Below are 21330 nucleotides of genomic sequence, written 5' to 3'. Positions count from 1 at the left end.
TTGACGGTGCCCAAAATGCAAAACCGCACCTCGGTCAACGAAGTGCGGTTTTTTTATACTGCCGTTTCCGTCAAACATCGAGCGGTGAACATCAGGCATTCCACACACTCGAACGAAGCGCCCGGATCACACTATCGGGCGCGCCCCGCTTCGTTCAGATCTTGCCCAGCCTGTCGCGCTCCTGCTCGCTGAGCACGGCCCGCTGCGTCGGTCCCACCTGTCCGAACCCAACGATCGACACCGCGCTGGACGAGTCGTAGCCGAGCTGCTCGCGCCGGCGTTTTTTGCCGTCGTCCGTCGGGTCGCCGAAACCTTCCACCTGTACGGAAATGGTCCAGCGACGCGCCGCGCCGCCCGTCGCGTTGTTCTTCGCGATGTCCTGCGCCATTTGACTCGCCGCGGACGCCGCCGAACTGGCGGCGCTCAGCGCGCCCGTGTTGACCGACTGCCCGACCGGAATACCCAACGAGCTACCCTGTACCTGGATGTTGTCGGCGTTCGCGACGTGCAGCGCGGCCACGTTCAGATTGCCTGACACGCGGATGCCGGCGTCTCCTGCATCCACCGTACCGCGCGGCGCGATCAGATTGGCATCGCCCGGCGGCGAGCCCGGCAGCGACTGCAAGGTCGCAATGCCGGCCCCGGTCACTTCGCCGCGCGCGTCGACCGTGCAGTAATGATTGATGTCGCACGTGTATTGCGGCGCCGGCGTATCGGCCGACGACTTCGCTCCCTTGCCGGCATTGATATCGCCGTTTGAACTCCAGATCGTCAGGTTGCCGCCCTGCTCGGTGAAAATCCGGCTTTGCGCAAGCAGCACGCTCTGGTCGGTAAAGATATTGATGTCACCCTGTTCGAACGTGAGGATACCCATCGTACCGGGACCCGCCACCACCTTGCCGTTGCTGCCGACGATCTCGGGCGGCGCGTTCGTACTGCCGACGAGCGCTTGCCCGCCGGGGCCCAGTATCGAGATGTTGCCGCCCTGCTGTGTCTGGATCGTCGTGCTCCGGATGTCGAGGTTGCCGGTATTGGCCGTCTGATTGGCGCCGTTGCTGCCACCGGCCAGATTGTTCGCCGTATAGCCAAACGAGGCGGTAAACAGCGTATTGATGGCCTCGTAGCCGCGCGCATACTTTTGGTAATACGGACTGGCGGGATTGTTGTAGTCGGTGCCGACCTGAGTCAGCACGTTGAACAACACCTGCTCGGCAAAAAGCTGCTGTACGTAAGATGGAAGCGCCTGAAACTGCGCCCAGGCGTCGCCTGCGGACAGCGTACCTACACGTTTCTGCGCGGCGTCCTTGTCGTTTTTCAGACCGGTATCGACTCCGAGACCTTCATCGTATTGCTGCATGAATGCCACCAGCGCCGCTGTCGTGCCCGATACGCCAGGAATTGCGTTGCCCGGCGCGATGTAGGTCGAGATGAATGTCGCGAGATTGACGCCGGGTCCGATACCGAACAGTACGTTGATAGCGGCGCTTTCATGCGGCAGGTTCGGATTGTTAGCATTACCCACCGCGTCGATGCCGGTCGGCAAGATCGTTCCCGCGGGATACGCGGAGCCCAACGCGATAAATGCCTGCTGCTGGCTGGTCAGCGGACCGATATTGCGACCAGCCTCGACATCGAATGTGCCCGGGCCGCCAAGCACGAGCGCGGGGATGATTCCAGCACCGAAATGCGGAATCGGAGCATCGAAGATATCGCGCCCCGCCAGGATACGCGTTACGTCGGAACCACGCAGGTTCTGACCGTTGAACGCGAGGTTCACGATGTCCTGTCCGGCCTGAATCAGCGTCGGCTTGTCGGTCGAGACCGTGACAAGATGATTGTAGAAACCCGCCGCGCCGCCGGTCGTCGCGAGCATGCCGTCCACGATGCTGCCGTTCAGGCTATAGATTCGTGCAGGCGTCGTATCGTCGGCATGCAGCGGGCTGGCCGCGTGAGGGGCTGGCGTGGCCGTCGGTTGCGTCGGCGAGGGCATCTGCGCCGGATCGGCGTCGCTCATGCCGAACTGGTCGGACAATCCCGCGGAAAGCGTCACCGTTTGATCCGCGATCAGGTTCAACTGCCCGACCGTGGACGGATACAGCAATCCGCCCGACTGCACGCCGATACCGCCGTTGAGCGCGGTGAGATTGAGGCTGGCCGGCAACGTGCCGTTGGCGCCCGTCAGAGTCGAACCCAATTCCCCCATGACTATGTCGCCCGTGGTGGACAGGATATTCACCGACGAACTCGCCGAGTATCCCTGGCTATCGGCGTACTGGCGGTAGTTCGTGAGGTTGTTACTGCCTGCGCCGCCCGTCGCGAAGAAGCTGCTCGAATACGACGGGTCGAGCACCGCACCGATATCCACGCCCTGCTGCGCCGTCACGTTGAAGATGCCGTCCTGCGCCGCAAGCACCGTTGAAAGAGGAAGAGGTACAGGACTGGCAATCGGAGAAGGAATGGACAGATCCGCGCCGATGCTGCCGCCCGCACTGATCGTCCCGGTGCCTTTCGCAACGAAATAATCGCCGCTCAGAATATTGCCGTCCGCGTGCACGCCCAGATTGCCGCCGCCCACCGTTACCGGCGTATTGCCGTTCAGATACCACGTTGTCGGCAGCGATACCGACAGATCGGAAATATTGCCGCCCGCGTTGATCGAAACGTTTCCGCCGACACTCATCACCCCCTGATCGAACGCACCGAAATCGATCGACGTGCGGGTCAGGAGGTTGACAATCGCGTCATTCACCAGCATCAGGTTCGGCGTGATCTGCATCCACTGCCACCAGAACTGGCTGATGTTCGAGCCGCGTACGCCTGTCACCGTCCCTTGTGCGTCCGTCATGTATTCGACGGAGTTGATGTCGCCCTGCGCGCGAATCGTGATGTCCCCGGCGGAATCCGGATTCACGGTGGGCGAAACCAGGATGTCCTGATGACCGGCGCCGCCGCTCATGACGGCGCCGTTACCCGTCACCGGCGGCGCGTCCGCGGCGGGCACGCCGGCGGTATAGATCACGCCGGGCACGACCAGCACATTCGGGTTGTTCTTCGGCGTCACGGCCGGATCGAAGAACGATACGCCGTTACCCGCGACGACATCGATCGAGCCCATGCCCGTGCGAATCATCGTCGGCGCCAGCAGCACCAGGTTGTCCGGGTTGTTGGGATTGTTGGAGTTCGCGTAAGCGAAGTAGCCGCCCATCGTCACGTTGCCGCCGCCTGCCAGCGACGGCGCGGCGGCTGTCGAAAACGCCGGCGCAGCCTGCACGGACAGCGGATCGGCGCTGGACAGGTCGGCTCCCGCCACGATCCGGTACGAACTGCTGGGGCCTTTGACGAGCCCTGCGGAAAGTAACGGCAAACCATTGCCGGCCGACGCAACCGGCGACGGCGAATTGTCCGTCGGCGCCGCCTGCACGACGATAGGCTGGGTAATGACCGTCACCAGCGTGACAGGCGGCGCCTGCAACTGATCGACGTGCGCGGTGATGGCGGGGTTCGCCTGCTGCCATCTAAGCAGTTGGACGCGATAGGTTTCGTAGAGCGCAAGATAGCGGGGATACGCAGTCGGGTCGGCCTGCTCATCCGCGATGGTCGGCGCCGCGACGCCGAGCACGGGTTGGCCCGGCGCGACAGGAGCAGCTTGAGAAAAGGGCAGCGAACCGGCAAAGATGTATTGCCCGCTAGCATCCTGCGACGACAGGTATTGCGCGTACTGCTGATACATCCCGTAATACTGGGCAATCTCGCCGGCATCGCCCGAAGTCCAGTTGGCTGGAGCTGTCAGCCCAGCGTATTCGTAGTTGGCGAGTATGTAGCCCGCGCCAATCGTGGTCGTCGCCCACGCCGCTTCCACCGTACCGAAGGTCGATGCAGGCGGAATCGCCGCCGTGATGCCGTTACCCACCGGATTCGCGATCTGGAAAAAACCGTCCGTCAGACTGGCGTCGACCTTGACGTTGTTGTCGGCCCGAAAAGTGATAACAGGCGCCTGGCCGTTAAAACGGAACGCGAGATTGGTCGGGGACGTGCCCGCGCCGAGATTCCAGTTCGTCAACACGGAGATGTTGCCGTTGTTGATCGCCGTGCCCGGATTGTCCAGCTCGATGCCCGGCACCACGTGGAAATTCGCGATACCGGTGCCGGCGAATTGCGCCGCCACGCCGCTCACGCCGTTCTCGACATAGCTCATCAACGTGCCTGGTACGGCGGCATTCGCGTCGCCGTTCAGATAACCATAGAAACCCTGATGATCCGTATTGGCCTGCGCCGGTGTAAAGAAGTCGCTGGTCAGATAGTTCGTCAATTGCGCGGGCGTGGTCGGCGCGGCCAGCGTGTTGCCTGTCTGATCGGTCCATGTGCCCGCGACCATGCCCGGCTGCGACGCGCCTGCCACGCTGTTGTTGTACCAGCCGGCAGGATCGACGATGCCGTCGAAATGCTTCGCGCCCGTGCTCGGATCGCTCGTGCTCCACACCGCGTACGCTTCGAGATTGACGCTACGCGCGCCCTTGATCTGCGCGCCGGGTTGCAGCGTCACGTTCACGCCGCCGTCATCGAGCAAAGGCGCGCGAAAGCCGACCGTGCCGCCCGACAGGCCGCCCGCGGTACCGCCCGACACATCGATTACCGCCTGGTTGCCGAGCTTGATCACGCCCGAATTCGCCGCCGAAATATTTTCGTAGCCGTAGGTCGGATTCACCGTGACCACGCTGCCCGGCGTGCCGGTCGTATCGATCACGACGGCGCCGCCGCGCTGCGTCGCGCTCGACCCTTTCGCGCTCAGCGTGCCTTCGACATCGACTCCGCTGCGGCCGTACAAACCGATCTGGCCACCAGCCACGCCGGACGCGTCGATGGTGCCGAGAATCCGCACGTTGCCGTTGTTCGGGTCCTGCCCGCCCGCTCCGCCGTCCGCGGTCAAAGCAACCTGATGCGCAGTCAGCGTATTGGCCGCCGACAGCGTGAGGTTGCCCGACTTCGTCCGGATCGAGATCGCGTTGTTCACGCCGCTCGATGCCAGCGTCTGCGCGAGCGCGTCCAGGTTGAACCCAATGCCGGTAGCGAGCGAGATCGAACCGCCTGCGAAGCCGCTAGCCGCGCCGCCCTTCAGCGTGCCGTTCAGGTTCACGCCCTGCTGCTGCGCCGACACCGTCAGACTGCCTGCCGCGCCGCCGCCCTTCGCGGCGGAAAAATCCAGCGTCGAACCGGACTGCACGTCGACCGTGCCTGTGTCGGCGGTCAACGTGATCGAACCGGCCGGCGCGAACGCCGCGACGTCGAAGAACTGTTTCGCCACGCCCGCCGCGCTCACCGTCGAACCGTTGCCGATGGTCAGATTGCCGCTGGTCGCTTCGAGACTGACATTGCCGGCCGGCGCGGCGATCGTCGCACCGTTATCCGTCAGCGTGCCGCCGATGAGCGTCAACGCGCCGCCGACCGCGGTCCGCGTCAATGCAGTCCCCGCCGCGCCGTTCAAGGTCAGCAAGCCGGTCGTCTTCACGGTCGTCGACGAACTCGTATCGGTGAGGTACACGGGCGCATTCAGCGTCACCGGCAACGCGCCGAAATCGAACGTGCCGGTATGCTGCCCGACGATGCCGTTCTGCGCATTCATCGTCACCGAGCCGAAGCCGTTGACGATCTTGTCGCCACTGCCGAAGTCGATTTCCTTCGCGTTGACCGTCAGCGTCCCATTGCCCGCCGCCGCGCTCGACAACGGCGCGCCCGCCTCGTTCGTGAAGGCGACCTGCTGACCGTTGAGCACGACATTGCCGCCGTCGCTCGTGAACGTCCCCGCGCTCAAATCGATGCTGTTGCCGAACGTCGCATCGACATTGCCGATGAAATTCATCGCGCCCGCGCTGCGCAGAATCACCTGCTGCGCGTTCGCGAGTTGTGCAAGCCCAGCCGGGTCGAGCACGAAGCCCGGCAGGTTCGCAGCCGCCGCCCCGCCCTGGTTCGTGAAGGTAATGGCGGAACCATCCACCGTGATCGCCTTCGCCGACAGCGTCGCGCTCGGGTCCACTTTCAGGTTGCCGGACGAATCCAGCGTCAATGCCTGGCCGCCGTTCAGCGTCGCGTTCGCGCCGACGGTAAGCAGCCCTGTGCCGGTCGCGCCGGTGCGCGTGACCGTGGTCATCGCGCCGTTCGATACGCGCAGCAACGAGCCGTCGCCCGCGATCGCGATCGGCTGATCCTTCGCGGCCGGATAGCTGCCGCTCGCGCTGATCGCGCCGCCCGCGTCGACGCGCAGACCGTTTGCCGCGTTCGGGTCCGTGCCGCTCGGGTCGGTCTTCGTGACCAGCAGGATCTCCGGTCCGCTCAGCACGCTCGCTGCGTTGTTGGAGACCACCACGCTGTCGGCGAGCGCGTTGATCGAGATGCCGGTCGTCGTCGCGGTGCGCGTGCCGCCGATCAGCAGACTGCCCGCGTTCAGCGAATCGAGATCGGTCGCGCTGATCTGCAGATAACCTGCGAGCGTCGGCGCGCCGTTGCCGGTGATCTGGATGTTCTGCGACGCGATATCGACCTCGGCCGGCGCGCCGCCCGGTCCGGCCGCGGTATTCAGCACCGCGCCGAGGGTCAGCGCGTGATTTGCCGCGAGCGCCAACTGACCCGCGTCGACCGGCAACGGCGGCGTCACGTTGCCCTTGCCCGCGGCGAGCGTCGGGAAGAACTGGTCGGCGTTCGTCAGCGTGTATTGCGAGTATTGCTGCCACACCGGTCCCGACTGCACGCTGAACAGTGTCGGCGTTGCGCTGCGGCTGCCCGTGATCGCGTTGCCGAAGTATCCGGCGGTCAGCACCGTGCCGTCGGCCAGCGCATTATGGGAGCCCGGCGTCAGATTGCCGCCCGCGCTTGCCACCGTGACCCGGTAGGCGCCGGGCAAAGTCGCATATTTACCCGGCAGCAGCGTGTAGTAGCCCGGCGCGAGACCCGGCACGCCGCTCAGATAGACCGACTGCCCAAGCGCGCTGCCCGTGCCGGCCTGGCCGACGCCGAGCGTCGCCGTGCTGGTGCTCACCGTGCCGTTCGCGTTGGTGGAAGGTTGCAGCGTCTGCGCGAAGGTCGGGTCGTACGCGGACACCGGTGTCTGCGCGCCCGGCAGGATCGCGTAGACGTTCGATGCGTTCGCATTCACCGGCAACGCGACACCGCTTGCGGTGCTCGCATAACTGACGTTGTATTGCGACAGCACGTCGCGCGTGCCGCCGGTGCCGGGCACCCATTCAGCCGCCTGCAGACTGCCGCCGCCCGACAGATCGATCGTCGCGCCCTTGTTCAACGCCACGGTGCCGCCGTTCACGCCGATAAATTTCGAGGGCGGCGCCGTCAGATCCGGCGCCGTCGCGCCGGACATCGGGTTGAACTGCCACTCGGCGCCATCGACCGTCGTGCCGTACGGAATCACACGGCCATCGTTCGACACCGACGTCACGCTGCCGTTGGCGAACCTGACCGAGTCGGTCGCGACGAGCGTGGTCGTGCTGAACTGGGTCTGCGTGGCGACGCTGGTGGGATCGCCGACGCCAAACACCAGCGTGCCCGACGGTGCGCGCACGGTGCCCCCCTGCACGATGTTTGACGCATCCACCAACAGCGTGCCGCCCGCCGAGAGCGGCACGCCCGCCGTACCGTTCGATTCAAACGCGATGGTGGTCGGCGCGGGCTGGTTCGTCGCCGGGTTCGTGGGTCCGACAGCGGCGAGCACGAAGGTGCTGCCGGTCGACGGATACAGATCCGCCGCCTTGAACGTCAGATTACCGGGCGTGAAGAGTTCGCCGGCCATCAGTCCAATGCCGCCGGTCTGCAACGCATTGCTCGAACTGAGGCGGATGTCGCCGCTGCTCGTGAAGTTCGCCGCGCCGAAGTTGTTCAGCTGAAGTTGGTTCTCCAGATCGATGAACGATGCATTCACGTTCAGCGTGCCGTTCGAAAGCGTCTCGACCGGCTTGAACACGTTCGAATTGCTGTTGACCGTGGGGCCGATCAGCGCGACATAGGGCGCGTCGATGTTGACCGTTGTGCCCAGCGCGTTCTGCGGCGCCGTGGCCAGCAGCGTCGATAGCACGGGGATGGGCGTCGGATTCTGCGGTGTCGGTTGAATCGCGGGTGTGGACAGCAACGTGGTCAACTGGTCCATGCCGATCGCCGCGATACGCCCCGCGTTCAGCGTGACCGAACCGGGCAGCGTGAGGTTGACGTCGCCGGCGAACGCCAGCGCCGCCGGCGTGCCCCTCACGATCGCGGTATTGCCCAGCACCAGATTCGCGATCCCCGAATCGTTCAGGTGATCGGCGGCGAACTGGAGCACGCCGTTCGGCTGCCCCAGCGCCTGTCCGGTCGTCGGATCGATGGCCGTTGTGAAGCTCTGCCCCGGCGCCAAACCCTGCGGCACGAGGGTGCCGTCCTCGCGCACGACGAGCGCGGTCGCGCCGACCAGCGTCGTTTGCGTGCCGTCGGCCTTAAACGCGCTGGATGACGAATTCTGCTCGGGCTGGATCGTCAGCGTGCCACCCGCCGCCTGCGCCGCGCCACCGTGAGCGACGAGCGTCGCGTCGAAAAAGAGGCCGCTCGACGCGCCCAGCGTAATCGACCCGGCGTTGCTCCAGACCGGCTGCGACGCGTACGTGCCATTGGCCTGCAACTGGTCGAAGACCGCCGATGCGCCGGAGACGTCGATCTTCGAGCCCGCCTGCGCCACCATGTAGCCCGAATCGTCGGACAGTGTCACGCTGCCGCCCGCCAGCACCTTGCCCGTATTCGGCGTGATGGCGGTCAGGCCGTTCTTGACGGGCGCCGCGAGCGGATTGACCAGCGCCACGCCGGCGACGTCGAGCAGCGCGTCTGCGCCGAGCCACACGGATTTGCTGTCGCTCGTGAACGTGTTGGCCTGGTACTGTCCAGGCAGCGTATGCAAGGCCGTGCTCGTGTCGGCGTTCAGCGTGATCGAGCCGCCCGGCGCGATCAGCGAGCCCAGCACGGTCACCTGCGCGGGCGAACCGAGCCCGATGCTGGCGCCGGCATCCGCGACGATCGCGGCACCCTCCCCGACGCTCACGCCGCCGGTCACGCCGGGGTAGACCGGCACCTGCGCGATCCCGTTCGAATCGAGCTGGGTCCACGCGGCATAGCCGCCGCCCGTCATCGTGAAGCTGGTCGGCTGGCGGTGGTACGCATCGAGCGTCCCCAATGTCGTCAGCCTGCCTGTCGACAGATCCGCGCCGCTGGCGGTGCGCTGCAACGCGACTGCGTCCGGCATCAGATTCTGCTGGGTGACACGCAACAAGGTGCCGGGTGCCACGGTCGCGTCGTAAAACGCATTGAGCACATAACCGCCGAACCCCTGGGTCGCGAAGAAACTGGGCGGCAGCACGAGATCCCAGGCCGGCGCCTGCGTTGCATCGCCGCCGATCTGAAAGCCCAGCGTCTGCAAGGTCAAGGTGCCGCCACCCGCGAAGCCTGCGCTGCGGATCGTGCCGTCCATCTCGATGCGTGCGCCGGTCGGCTGCAGGGTGGGTAGCGCGAAAGCGCCGTTCGTCGTGTCGCCGAATGCGAATCCGCCTTTCGCGACGTACGTGAGCAGCGACAGGCTGCCGCCCTGACCGGACGGAATGCCGTTACTCGTCAGCAACTGGCCGTTGGACTGCAACTCGCCGCCGCCGGACACGTCGAGCACACTGCCCGGCTGCAACAGGATCGACCCGGTTCGATCGGTGATCACATTGTTGCTGGTGGTGCTGTAGCTGGTGGTGGCGAGCGTGATGCTGCCGCCGTTGATGAACTCGCTGTTGCCGGGGGTCGTGCCCGGCGCGGCCTGAACGTCGTTGTTCACCCACTGGCCCGCGACGCTGATCAACGCATCCGGACCGACCGTGATGTTGCCGCCGCCGGAAATCGATACCGTTCCCGAGGGCGCGATCAACTGGCCCGCGACCGTTGCGCTGCCTGCCACCGAGCCGTTGAATTTGAATGAGCCGCCCGGCTGCAAGGTCAGCTTCGTGCCGTCGGCGACCAGCAGACCCTTGCCGCTGTTTTTGTCGCTCGTGATGTCGACGTTCGCGAAACCGCCGGCATTCAGCGTATCGACCGGGACCACGATCGTCGCCAGCACGTTGTTCGGATCAGTCGGCGCGAGCCCGTTCAGGACCGCCATATTCAACGGCGTATCGATCGAGAACCCCGGCGCCAGATCGCTCAGCTTCGGCGCAGCGTTCTGCAGGATCACGAAGCTGAATTCGCCTGTCGGCGCGCCATCCCTGCCGTTCTGCGTCAGCGCGATCAACGCTCCGGCGCCCAGGAGTTTCGGATCGACGCCGAGATTGAACGAGCCGCCGCTGGGCAGATCGTTACCCTGCGTCTGCTTCGAGCCGCCGAACGCCTGCGCGCTGATGTCGCCGTCGAGCACCATCGACTGCGACGCGAACACGTCGAGCGTGCCCGCATTGCCGCCGACGATAAACGCGGGCTGCCAGGCCCCACCCGTCTGCAACGGGTTGTACCAGGTCTTTGTCACGCCCCAGCGCGGGTGGCTCTCGGTGAACTGCCCGGCAATGCCGACGAAGGTGTCGTACGGACTCGCCTGACCGATCGGCACGATCGCGCCGCTCGCATCCACCAGACGCGTGGTGTTCACCATGCCGCCGTCGTAATGCACGTAGCCGCCGTTCAGGTTCATCGACGAGCCGGCCGCCGTCATCACCTCGTTGCCCGACAGCGTGATCGTGCCGCCGTTGGTCAGCAACTGGCCGACCGTGCGCGGCATCGCGTTCGCGTAGCCGGACAGATTCAGGATCGGGCTGCCGACCCACTGCAGGCCGTCGCTACGCGTGCCGGTGAGCGTGCTGTCCACCACCACGCCAGTCTGGCCGAACAGGAAACCGTCGCGCAGCAGCGGCGAATCGGCCAGTTCGTTCTGGCCGATCCGGCCGATCGTGAGCAGGATGCTGGACATCGGCAATTCGACGTTCGCGAGACCCGAGACGTCGATCGTCGCGCCGTCGTCCAGATAGATGCGGCCGGGCACCGCGGTTTGCCCGGCCGGCGTCGCGTAGCCGGTCACCGCCTGGGTCAGCGCGTTGACCGTGACGCTCGAACCCGGCGCCTCGATCAGCGAGCCGCCCTGGAACCATACCGAGCCCGCCGTCATGCCGATCTTGCCGGCCGTAAACGTCGTGCCCGGCGTCGAGGTCGCCGTCTGGCCGTCCGTGTCCGGCAGCACCGCCGTCACCGAATCCGGCCCGAAACTGAGCAGGCCGGCGCGGCCCGCGCCGCTGGCGACGCCAGCGCCGGTGGTCGCCTGGCCGAGGCCCAGGTACGCGCTGCCCGTCGGCTTGTTCGACTGGTATTCATCGACGGTCGAAATCGTGATGGCGCCCGGCGTGTTGACGCTGGTGGTCACGCCCACGACACCGTTCTGCTGCACGCTGCTGCCGAGCAGATTGATGTTGCCGCGCGCGGCCTGCACGATGCCGGTATTCGTCAGGGTGCCGACCGGTGTGATGTCGATCTTCTTGCCGGTCGAATCCGTCGTGACGATCTGTCCGCTCAACTCGGGCAGCAGCACCTGCGGGTTGCCCGAGTTCGGCAGGAGACTCACGCCGACGCCCGCCGCCAGCACGACCTGACCGCCGCTCGCCGTGATGCTGCCGGCGTTGTTTACGTTGGGCGCGGCGATCATCACGAGGCCGCCGTCGCTCACCGTGCCGTTGGTGTGGGTCGTGATCGACGCGCCCGGCGCGATCGTCACGTCGCCCCATCCCGGCACCTGGCTGGGCGACGTCACCTGCACCTGGTTGCCCAGGCCCAACACTTCGTTCGGCACGGAACCGCTCGCCGGCACGCCGCCCGTCTGCGAATTGCCCGCCTCGCGCGGCGCGAGTCCGCCTGTGGTGCCGGCCGGCAAGCTCAGAAACTGCTGATTGCTCGCGACGATCCCCGCAGCGTCCTGCGCCAGCGTGCCGGTCGCCACGGGCACGCGGTTCACAAGCGTCTGGTTGTAGTCGTTCATGTTCAGCAGGTCGAGTGACGACGCCACCAACGCATGCACATTCACCTGCGACCCCGCGCCGAACAGAATCCCGTTGCGGTTGATCACATACACCGCACCCTGCGCGTTGATGTTGCCGAGAATCTGACTCGGCGCGCCGCTCGGATCGACGATGCGGTTGAACACCGCCCAATTGTTCGCACCGTTCGTCTGCGTGCCGGCCGACTGATCGAAGTTCAGCGTGGTCTGCTTGCCGACGTTCATCGTCTGCCAGGTCAGGATCGCGTTCTGGCCGGTCTGCGTCACGTTCACGTTGACGTGGCCGCTGCTGTCGACGGTTTGCTGAGGCCCGTTCGCGTTGATCCACAGCAGCGGATTGGTCGAATCCGTGTTCTGGCTGATCAGCGCGCCTTTGCCGTTGTTCACGAAGCTGACGCCCGGCGCCACCTGCAAGCCGCCAGGCGCCAACCCGTTCGGCACGTTCGACGCCGTCGCCGCGGCGGCCGCCGCTGCCGCGCTTTGCGCGGCAATCTGCGCCGCGATCGCCTGCGCCGCGTGACCGAGGTTGCGAATCGACGGTTGACTCGCCTGCAGCGCCTGCTGCGGCGACACGCCGAGATTCGGCACGCCCGCGCCGCCGTAGCCGCCCGCGCCGCTCGCCGCGTTACGCGCGGTGGCCTGTCCCAGATTGACGATGCCCGCGGCATGCGCCTGAGTCGTGAAGCCCGCCGCCAGGATCAGCGCGACGGCGCGGCGCAGCGGCCGCACGTCGGCGATAAGGACAGTCTGCGAACGATACTGGTGTTGTTGTCGTACTGCGCGCGCGCGTGCTGCCATGCTCCACCCCGAAACCTTAGAAGTTGACGACCCCGCCGCGTGCGCCCACTCTGGCGCCCACGTGAAGCCGCGAATGTCGATTACCCGAATTCCCGATTCTTCGATCCTTCGACTGTTCGCCGACCCCGCGCCGACCAGCCTGAATCCATCGAAAATACGGGTCGCGCATGGCAGCGATGTTGCGGCTGTTACGCATCATTTGAGCCGCTTCAAATGGTCCGTAGCTTTTGCTGCTGTGGGCGGCTCATGTCGCTCACGCGACCCACGCGGCTCATGCCGTTCGCTTTCGTGCCGTTGCCATGGCATTGCCACGTCATCCACCTGCATCATCTCGAGCAACGCGTTGCCCACCCGTTCGATCACCGCCGGCCAGTCGCCCGGCCGCTCCTGACGGAACAGCCGCGCGTTCGGATACCACGGGCTGTCGTCGCGTTCGAGCAACCAGCGCCAGTCGGGTGCGCGCGGCAGCAGAATCCACACCGGCCGACCGACCGCACCCGCCAGATGCGCCACCGACGTATCCACCGAAATCACCCCATCGAGCGCATCGATCAGCGCCGCGGTGTCCGCGAAATCCGCAAGCGCATTGTCGAAACACACGACGTCGCTCGCCGCCAGCGCGGCGCGATCGCGTTCGCGCACGTGCGGCTGCAGGCTCACGAAAGTCGCATCGAGCGCGAACAACGGCGCGAGTTCGACCAACGACAGCGAGCGGTTTTCGTCGTTGTTGTGGCGAGGATTGCCGGACCAGGCGAGGCCGATTTTCAGTTTGTGCGGCGGGGCGATGGCATCGACACGGCGACGCCATGCATCGCGCCGCCGCGCATCGGCGTGCAGATAAGCGCGCGGCGCGGGAATCGTGTCGAGCGTCGTGCGGAAAGCGAGCGGCAGGCTCATCAACGGAACCTGAAAATCGAACGGAGGGATCGCGTCGTCTTCACTGACGATGCCACTCACGTTGCTCAACGACGCCAGCAGCGTCGCCAGTTCGCGCGGCGCTTGCAGGATCACCGTCGCGCCCTTCGCATGAACGAGGCTCGCGTAGCGGCAGAATTGCAGCGTGTCGCCGTAGCCCTGCTCCGCGTGCAGCAGCACGGTCTTGCCCGCAATCGGCTCGACACCGAGCCACAGCGGACGGTCGGCGTGACGCCGGTGCAGCGCCACGTCGGTGGCGTGCCAGCGCGCTTCGTGCAGCGGCCAGCCGCTTTCCATGTCGCCCATCAGCAAGCGGCAGTACGCCTCGGAGCGACGCGCCGCGCCATGATGCGGATCGCGTTCGCAGGCCTGCACGTAAGCGCGCAGCGCGGCTTCGTGTTCGCCGATCTGCTGCAACGCGACCGCGCGCGTATAGAGATGTTGCGCGGTATCGGCGGGGGCGCAGGCGGCTTTCGCGTGACTGTCCATCGCCTCGTCGTAGCGCGAGAGTTGTTGCAGCGTGACGGCGCGGTTGTACAGCAACTCGGCGTGCGCGCCGGTCAGCGCGAGCGCGCGATCGTAGTCGTCGAGCGCTTCGTCATGGCGGCCGAGTGCGCGCAGTGCTGCTGCGTGGTTGCGCAGCGCGTCGATATGGTCGGGGGCGCGTTTGAGCGCTTCGCTGTAGGCCTCGGCTGCTTCCTGATGTCGATCGAGTCCGAGCAGCGCATTGCCGCGTCCCACCCAGGCGGTCGACTGCTCGCGATCGATGGCGAGGAGCCGGTCGCAACGCCGCAGCAGTTCCGCGCGCGCATGCAGCATGTCGAGCGCGACGCAGCTTGCGTATAGCAGCGCCGTGTCGTCCGGCGCGAGTTGCAGGCCTTCGTCGAGGATTGTCAGCGACTCGGCGGCACGCCCCAGTTCCGTCAACGCGATGCCTGTGGCCAGCAGCAACGCGGGGCTGCGTCCACAGACGACCATCGCGAGGCGATACTGCCGCAACGCTTCGTCATGACGGCCGACTTCACGCAGCGCGTGACCGCGCTCGACATGCGTGACGGCGTCGTTGGCATCGAGCTTCAACGCGCGCTCCAGGCTGATCAATGCATCGGCAGGACGACCCAGCGCGCGTAACGCGGCGCCGCGACGGCTCCACGCCTGGGCTTGCGCGGGCGCGCGTTGCAGCGAACGGTCGTAGGCGGCGATCGCTTCGTCGTAGCGTTCGAGTCCCAGCAACGCGTCGCCGAGCGCCGTGTGAGCGGGCGGATGCGCGGGATCGAGTCTCAACGCCTCGTCGAGCACGGCCAGCGCGTCCCGATAACGGCCCACGCCGACCAGCGCCGCCCCGTGATTCGTGAAGTTCCAGGCTTGCCGCAAACCCGCGCGCATCGAGCGCGCGATCAGCGGTTCCGCGCGCGCCGCATCGCCCTGACGCAGACAGACGAGTCCCAGCAGATGCAACGCCTCGACGTGGTCGGGCGACAGGGTCAGCACGCCTTCATAAAGACGCTGTGCCGGGCCGAGGTCGTTCTTCTCAAGCAGCGCGCGCGCATTGCGCAACGAATCCGCGATAGCCTTCTGCACCGCGCTTCCGTTCGCCACCGGCGCGAACGGAGAGGCGGCGTCTTGCGCGTGCTGCCGGTTCACCGGCCCGCTCCATTCACGAGCGCCGGAAACGCCGCCTTCACGGCTTCGACGACCGGCTGCCATTTCCCTGCCTCAGCCTGGCGGAATAGTCGAGCGCCGGGATACCACGGGTTGTCGTCGCGATCGAGCATCCAGCGGAAGTCCGGCGTATGCGGCAGCAAGACCGCAAGCGGCCGCCCCAACGCGCCCGCAAGATGCGCAACCGACGTGTCGACACTCACCACATAATCCATCAGCGCGGTCAGCGCGGCCGTATCGGCAAAGTCCTCGATCTGATCGCCCACGTGACGGATCGCACTCGCGGCGAGCGCGGCCTGATCTTCGTCGCGCACCACCTTTTGCAGGCTGATCCAGTCGAACGCGTCGTCGAGCAACGGCAGCAGGTCGGCGAGCGGCATCGACCGGTTGCGGTCGTTCAGATGCAGCGGATTGCCCGACCACACCAGGCCAATACGTGGCCGTTGCGGCCGTCGCGGCACACCCAGCCGCTCGGCCCAACGCGCGACGTGCGCGGGATCGGCCCGTAGATAAGGCACTTCCGCGGGAATCGACGCCTGCTCCGTGCGGAACTCAAGCGGCAGACTCAGCAACGGACAATGCAGATCGAACGGCGGCAACGGGCCGCCGCGCACGACCAGAGCATCGACGCCATCGAGCGTCTCAAGCAGCCCGGCCAACTCACGCTGCACTTCGAGCACGACCGTCGCACCGAGCGCCTTCACTAGCCGCACATAACGGCAGAATTGCAGCGTGTCGCCGAGACCCTGCTCCGCATACAACAGGATCGTGCGGCCCGCGAGCGGCATGCCGTGGGTCCATCTCGGCTGCACGAACTCGCGGCGGCTGCCGTCGAGTTGCGCGTCGCGCCAACGCCATTCGTATTCGCTCCACCCGGCTTCGAAATCACCGATCGACAGACACAAAAACGCGCGCATGCAGTGCGCGAGCACGTAGTCCGGATCGATCTCGATAGCCTGCGCGTAGGCCGCTTTCGCTTCCTCATGACGGCGCAAGGAACGCAGCGCATTGCCAGTGTGGAAATGCGCGAGCTTATCGCGCGGCGTCGCTTGCAGCACCTGCGCGAAGTCGCCGAGCGCGTCCTCATAACGGTGCGTTTCCAGCGACACACGCCCACGCGTGAACCACGCGGGCACGTAGTCCGGTTCGAGCGCAAGCGCGCGGTCGCAGGCTTGCCGCGCGTCCTCGTAACGCTTGACGCCGATCAGCGCGCTGGCGTAATTGCACAGCACGCCGAGGCTGTCGGGTTCGACGTCGAGAGCGCGCGCATAGCTCTGCGCGCCCTCGCCGTCGCGGCCCAGATGACACGCCGCATTGCCCCGGTTCGCGTGGGCCTTCGCATGATTCGGCTCGATGGCGAGCACGCGGTCGCAACGCGCGAGGGTTTCCTGATGCCGCCCAAGCTGTTCCAGCGCGACCGAACTGTTGTAGATCGCATCCACGAAACTCGGGCTCGCCGCGATCGCCGCGTTGAAATCGGCGAGCGCGTTGCCGGGTTCGTGCAGATCCAGAAACGCGACGCCTCTCAGGAACAGCACTTCCGCACTGCCCGGCACGAGCGACAACGCCAGACCGTAGTTATCCGTCGCGTGCTGGAAACGGCCTAGCTCACGCAACACGCGTCCACGTTCGCGCAGCACGTCGAAGGAACGCCCGGCTATCGACAACGCGCGGTCGCAGCAGACCAGCGCGTCGTCGGACCGCCCCAACACGCGCAGTGATTCGCTGCGCTTGAGCAGCACCTCGGCGGAACCCGGATTGATGTCGAGCAGGCGGTCGTACGCGGCGAGCGCATCGTCGTGACGGCCCAGTTGCGCAAGCAACCCGGCGCGTTGAAACAGCGCGCGTTGATGACCGGGATTCAGCGCCAGCGCTTCGTCGAGCCGCGACAGCGCGTCTTCTGTCCGCCCGAGACCCAGCAGCACGGCCGAGTGATTGGCAAGCGCGAGCGCGACCGGTCGCCGCTCGATCGAGCGGCTCATCAACGCATCGGCTTCCTCCAACCGTCCCTGCTGGAATCGCACCGCACCGAGCAGATGCAGCGCTTCCGCATGCGCGGGGTCGAGCATCAGTAGTTCGGCGTACGCGGCCTCCGCTTTGTCGAGGCCGCCCTCGGTGTGCGCCTTGCGCGCCCGTTGCAACAGACGGTCGAGCTGCGCGGCGTCGGGCTTCGGGAGCTCGTCTCGCGCCCGCGCGGAATCGGTCTGGATCGCGAGCGTCGTCCCTTCCCCATTCGATGTCATCGTTTCAGCCCCTGTTGCCGCGCTCGCGCCCGGCGTTTTTTTCAGTCGAGTTCAGTCTTCCGCGTCCGACTGGCCGATAGCCGCCCTGACCGCTTCGATCACGCTGCCCCACTGCCCCGGCGTGCCTTGCCGGAACAACCGCGCGTCGGGATACCACGGGCTGTCCGCACGCTCGCGCAGCCAGCGCCATTCGGCCGGGTCCGACAACAACACCCAGACCGGCTGGCCGAGCGCACCGGCCAGATGCGCGACCGCCGAATCGACGGAGATCACCAGATCGAGCGACACGATCAGCGCCGCGGTGTCCGCGAAATCGTCGAGTTCGTCGTCGAGACGGATGAGAGGCGAGTCGTCGAGCAAGGCTTCGTCCTGCTCGCGCACGGTCTTCTGCAGGCTGATCCACTCGACGTCCAGCGCGAACAGCGGCGCGAGTTGCGCGAAATCGATCGACCGGTTGTGATCGTTGCGATGCGCCGGATTACCGGACCACGCCAGCCCGATACGCGGACGACGCCCGTTGCCGAGCCGTTCGGCGAATTGCCGCGCGCGCTCCGGGTCCGCGCGCAGATACGGCGTGTGACGCGGGATGCTCGCGAGTTCCGTGCGCAGCGCAAACGGCAGGCTCAGCAGCGGACACTGATAGTCGAAGGCCGGCAGCGGCTCGCCTCGCACGAGCACCTGCGCGGGGCCTGGCAGCGTCGTCATCAGCTTGCGCAAGGCCGGCTGTACTTCGAGCACCACGCGCGCGCCCAGCGCCGCCAACCGCGGCGCGTAGCGGCAGAACTGCAACGTATCGCCGAAGCCTTGTTCGGCGTGAATCAGGATCGTCTTGCCGTCGAGCGGCTCGTCGCCGCGCCACAACGGTTGCGTGAACGGGCGGTAGTGCCGCGCCAGTTCGGCGTCCCGCAGACGCCATTCGTAGCCGGCCCAGCCTCGCTCGAAGTCGCCTTGCGCGAGATACAGCGACGCCCTCGCGAAATGAGCGTCGACGTAATCGGCTTTCAGTTCGATCGCGCGGTCGTAAGCGGCTTGCGCCGCATCGTGACGTCCAGTGTCGTAGTGGAGATTGCCGCGATTGAAAAAATTGGTGGCGTGATCCGGCCGGATAAGCATCGCCGTGTCGAGCGCGCTCATCGCTTCGTCGTAACGATGCAGGTCCTGCAGCACATTGCTGCGATTGGTCCATGCCTCGCCGAAACGATCGTCGCGCGCGAGCGCTGCGTCGTAACTCGCGAGCGCGTCGGCGTAGCGCTTCAGATAGCGCAATGCCGTACCGCGGTTGCAGTGAATGTCGGCCGCGTCGGGCTCGATTGCCAGCGCGAGGTCGTAGTTCGACAACGCCGCGTCGTAGCGCTTCAATTGCAGCATCGCGTTGGCGCGGCAGGTCAACGCGCGCGCATGTTGCGGGTCCAACGCCAAGACCCGCGCGCAGCGGCCAATCGCTTCCTCGGATCGCCCAAGACGGTCGAGCGCGACCGCGCTGTTATAGAGCGCCTCGATCATGCCGGGCTCGGCCGCGATGGCTTCGTTAAAGGCCGCGAGCGCTTCGCTCAGGCGGCCGAGGTCGACCAGGCACTGGCCGCGCATCGACAGCATTGCCGCATGGCCGGGCTGGATCGCAAGCGCGCGCTCGAAGCATTGCAGCGCCTCGGCGGTACGCTGCAATTCGCGCAGCACCAGACCACGGTTGAACCACGATTCGAACGAAGCCGGATCGACGACCAGCGCGCGATCGTACGTATCGACCGCTTCCTCGCGCCGTCCCAACGCGCGCAACGCGCCGCCGCGATTACACAACGCGTCGAGCACGAGCGGCGAGATCGCCAGCGCGCGGTCGAACGCATCGAGCGCCGCCGCATGGCGACGCTGCGCCGTCAGCGTATTGCCCTTGCGCACCAGCGTCGGGATGTCGAGCGGATCGAGCCGTAACGCGGCATCGAACTGCGCGAGGCCGGCGTCGGCCCGCCCGGATTCGGCCAGCACCGCGCCGAGGTCGGACAGCGCGCGCGCCGTGGGCACCAACGCAATCGACTGGCGCAGCAACGACTCGGCGTCGCCCACCGCGCCGCGCTGATAGTGCAGCACGCCGTAGAGATGCAGCAGTTCCGGGTTGTCGGGGTCGTTGGTTAGAAGCGTTGCGTACTCGCGTGCCGCTTCGTCGAAGCGCCCGGCCGCATGCCAATCCTTGGCGCGCGACAGATTCGCCACGGGTCGCTGCGTGGCCGGCGCGTCGTCGCCCCGCGCGCCCGCTCGCGTGTCTTGTGAATATCCCGCCTCCACGTTCGCTCCCCTCGTCATGTTGCGCTACGCGCCCTCACGTCGATCGCGTGACACGATCTTTGAAAGCGGCTGCTTCATACCGAGACTAGGGACGGGCGATAACAGGCGTATGACGAAAGTTACGGAACATTTCCTCGACTATGCCTAACGCATCGAATTGAGCGAAATGCGAGCTGCAACGGCGCATTGAACCGAGGTCGGGTGCTAATGCACGCCTCATTGCCCGATCGGAATCATCCGCACGAATTCGACCGGCGGACTACCCAGCGCGACGGTGAACTTGAGGCCACGCGGCAACGGCATGCCGAGCGACGTGATATTGCTGATGCCGTGCTGCGCCAGAAAACGCGTGTACGCCGCTTCGACGGCAGGCTGACTGGAGGTCCAGCCGTCCGGTGCGATCCACACCGCGAGTTGCATGGAGCGCGCGTTGTCGCTGACAACAATGCGCGCGAATTGATCGATGTGCCGCAGTGCGTCGTCGAGATCGGCGAGCGAGCTGAGCGGCTGTGAAGCGCTGCGTGTCAGTTCGCGGCCCTTCAACTGATAGCGCACCACCTGCACCTGGGTCGGCCCGCTGCCAATGCCGAGATGCCGAACCAGCACGAGTTCATTGGGCCGGATTCGCAAAGGCGGCCCGAACACCTCGTCGGCGGTGACGAGGTTCAGCAGGTCGTATTGCATCTGCGCGAAGTATCGGCCGATCAGCCGCGTCTGCCCGAGGTTCGCGGCGATGTCGTCGCGGCCGCGAATCGTCGCGTCGAGGCCGCGCCACGACAGCAGCGCAATCACGGCGAGCAGTGTGATCGCGACCAGCATCTCGATCAGCGTGAAGCCCTTCGCTCGCGGCGCGCCGCGCGGGCTAGTGGCGCGCTTCATCCTGCACCACGGTCACGACTTCGGCGAGGACGCTGCGACTCGACGCGGACGGCAACACGCTTACCGTCACCTGACGCACCAGCGGGCTTTCGAATGCCGTCACCACCTGACGGCAGACGAACGGATACTGGCCCTGCGGACAGGCGAACGTGCTGCGTCCCACGGGCGGCCAACTGGATGAAATGCGAATGGCCGCCAGTGCATTGTCGGCGCTCCACAGCGCTAGCAAACGGGCGCGGGCGCTGTCGGTGTCCGACGCGAGTGAGCCGATCGCGCGCAGCACCGCGCCCAGCGCAATGGCGACGATCGCCAGCGCGATCAGCACTTCGATGAGCGTAAAGCCAGCAGATTCGCCGGTCGTTGCGCGCGCACGCATCGGCCGCGGCCATGACCAGACGACGGGCGCGTGCCCTATCGGACGGACACTCATCGGATTCCCCGCAGAAGAAACGATCGGAACAGGCGAGCACGTCGCGCCCCGCCGCGTGGCCGGTTTGCGCCAAGCGGTCACGCGCCGCC

Annotated in this window: 6 protein-coding genes; all 6 read right to left on the bottom strand. The window is 66.1% G+C overall.

Translation table 11 applies throughout. From position 1 onward, the window contains the following. Window positions 1-154 precede the first annotated feature (154 nt). The 6 genes from B0G83_RS27910 to gspI all read right to left on the bottom strand — a co-directional run bounded on the left by B0G83_RS27910 (window position 155) and on the right by gspI (window position 21187). Complete coding sequence (locus B0G83_RS27910; protein WP_105510626.1) at window positions 155-12832, bottom strand: filamentous haemagglutinin family protein; 12678 nt, start codon at window positions 12830-12832, stop codon at window positions 155-157. Between the two features lie 195 nt (window positions 12833-13027). Then, entirely contained in the window at window positions 13028-15391 is a 2364-nt protein-coding gene (locus B0G83_RS27905; protein WP_308701493.1) for a tetratricopeptide repeat protein, read from the bottom strand. Next, complete coding sequence (locus B0G83_RS27900; protein ID WP_105510756.1) at window positions 15388-17652, bottom strand: tetratricopeptide repeat protein; 2265 nt, start codon at window positions 17650-17652, stop codon at window positions 15388-15390. The genes B0G83_RS27905 and B0G83_RS27900 overlap by 4 nt, the downstream gene beginning before the upstream one ends. Before the next feature lie 51 nt (window positions 17653-17703). Then, entirely contained in the window at window positions 17704-19950 is a 2247-nt protein-coding gene (locus B0G83_RS27895; protein ID WP_105510624.1) for a tetratricopeptide repeat protein, read from the bottom strand. A gap of 198 nt (window positions 19951-20148) precedes the next feature. After that, on the bottom strand, window positions 20149-20811 hold the full coding sequence (locus tag B0G83_RS27890; protein ID WP_105510623.1) for a type II secretion system protein J: 663 nt from the start codon (window positions 20809-20811) through the stop codon (window positions 20149-20151). After that, complete coding sequence (gene gspI, locus B0G83_RS27885; RefSeq protein WP_258168350.1) at window positions 20795-21187, bottom strand: type II secretion system minor pseudopilin GspI; 393 nt, start codon at window positions 21185-21187, stop codon at window positions 20795-20797. The genes B0G83_RS27890 and gspI overlap by 17 nt, the downstream gene beginning before the upstream one ends. Window positions 21188-21330: the final 143 nt, after the last annotated feature.

It is taken from the genome of Paraburkholderia sp. BL21I4N1, from assembly GCF_002973525.1.
Taxonomy (GTDB): Bacteria; Pseudomonadota; Gammaproteobacteria; order Burkholderiales; family Burkholderiaceae; genus Paraburkholderia.
This window is presented reverse-complemented; position numbering and strand designations above follow the sequence as displayed.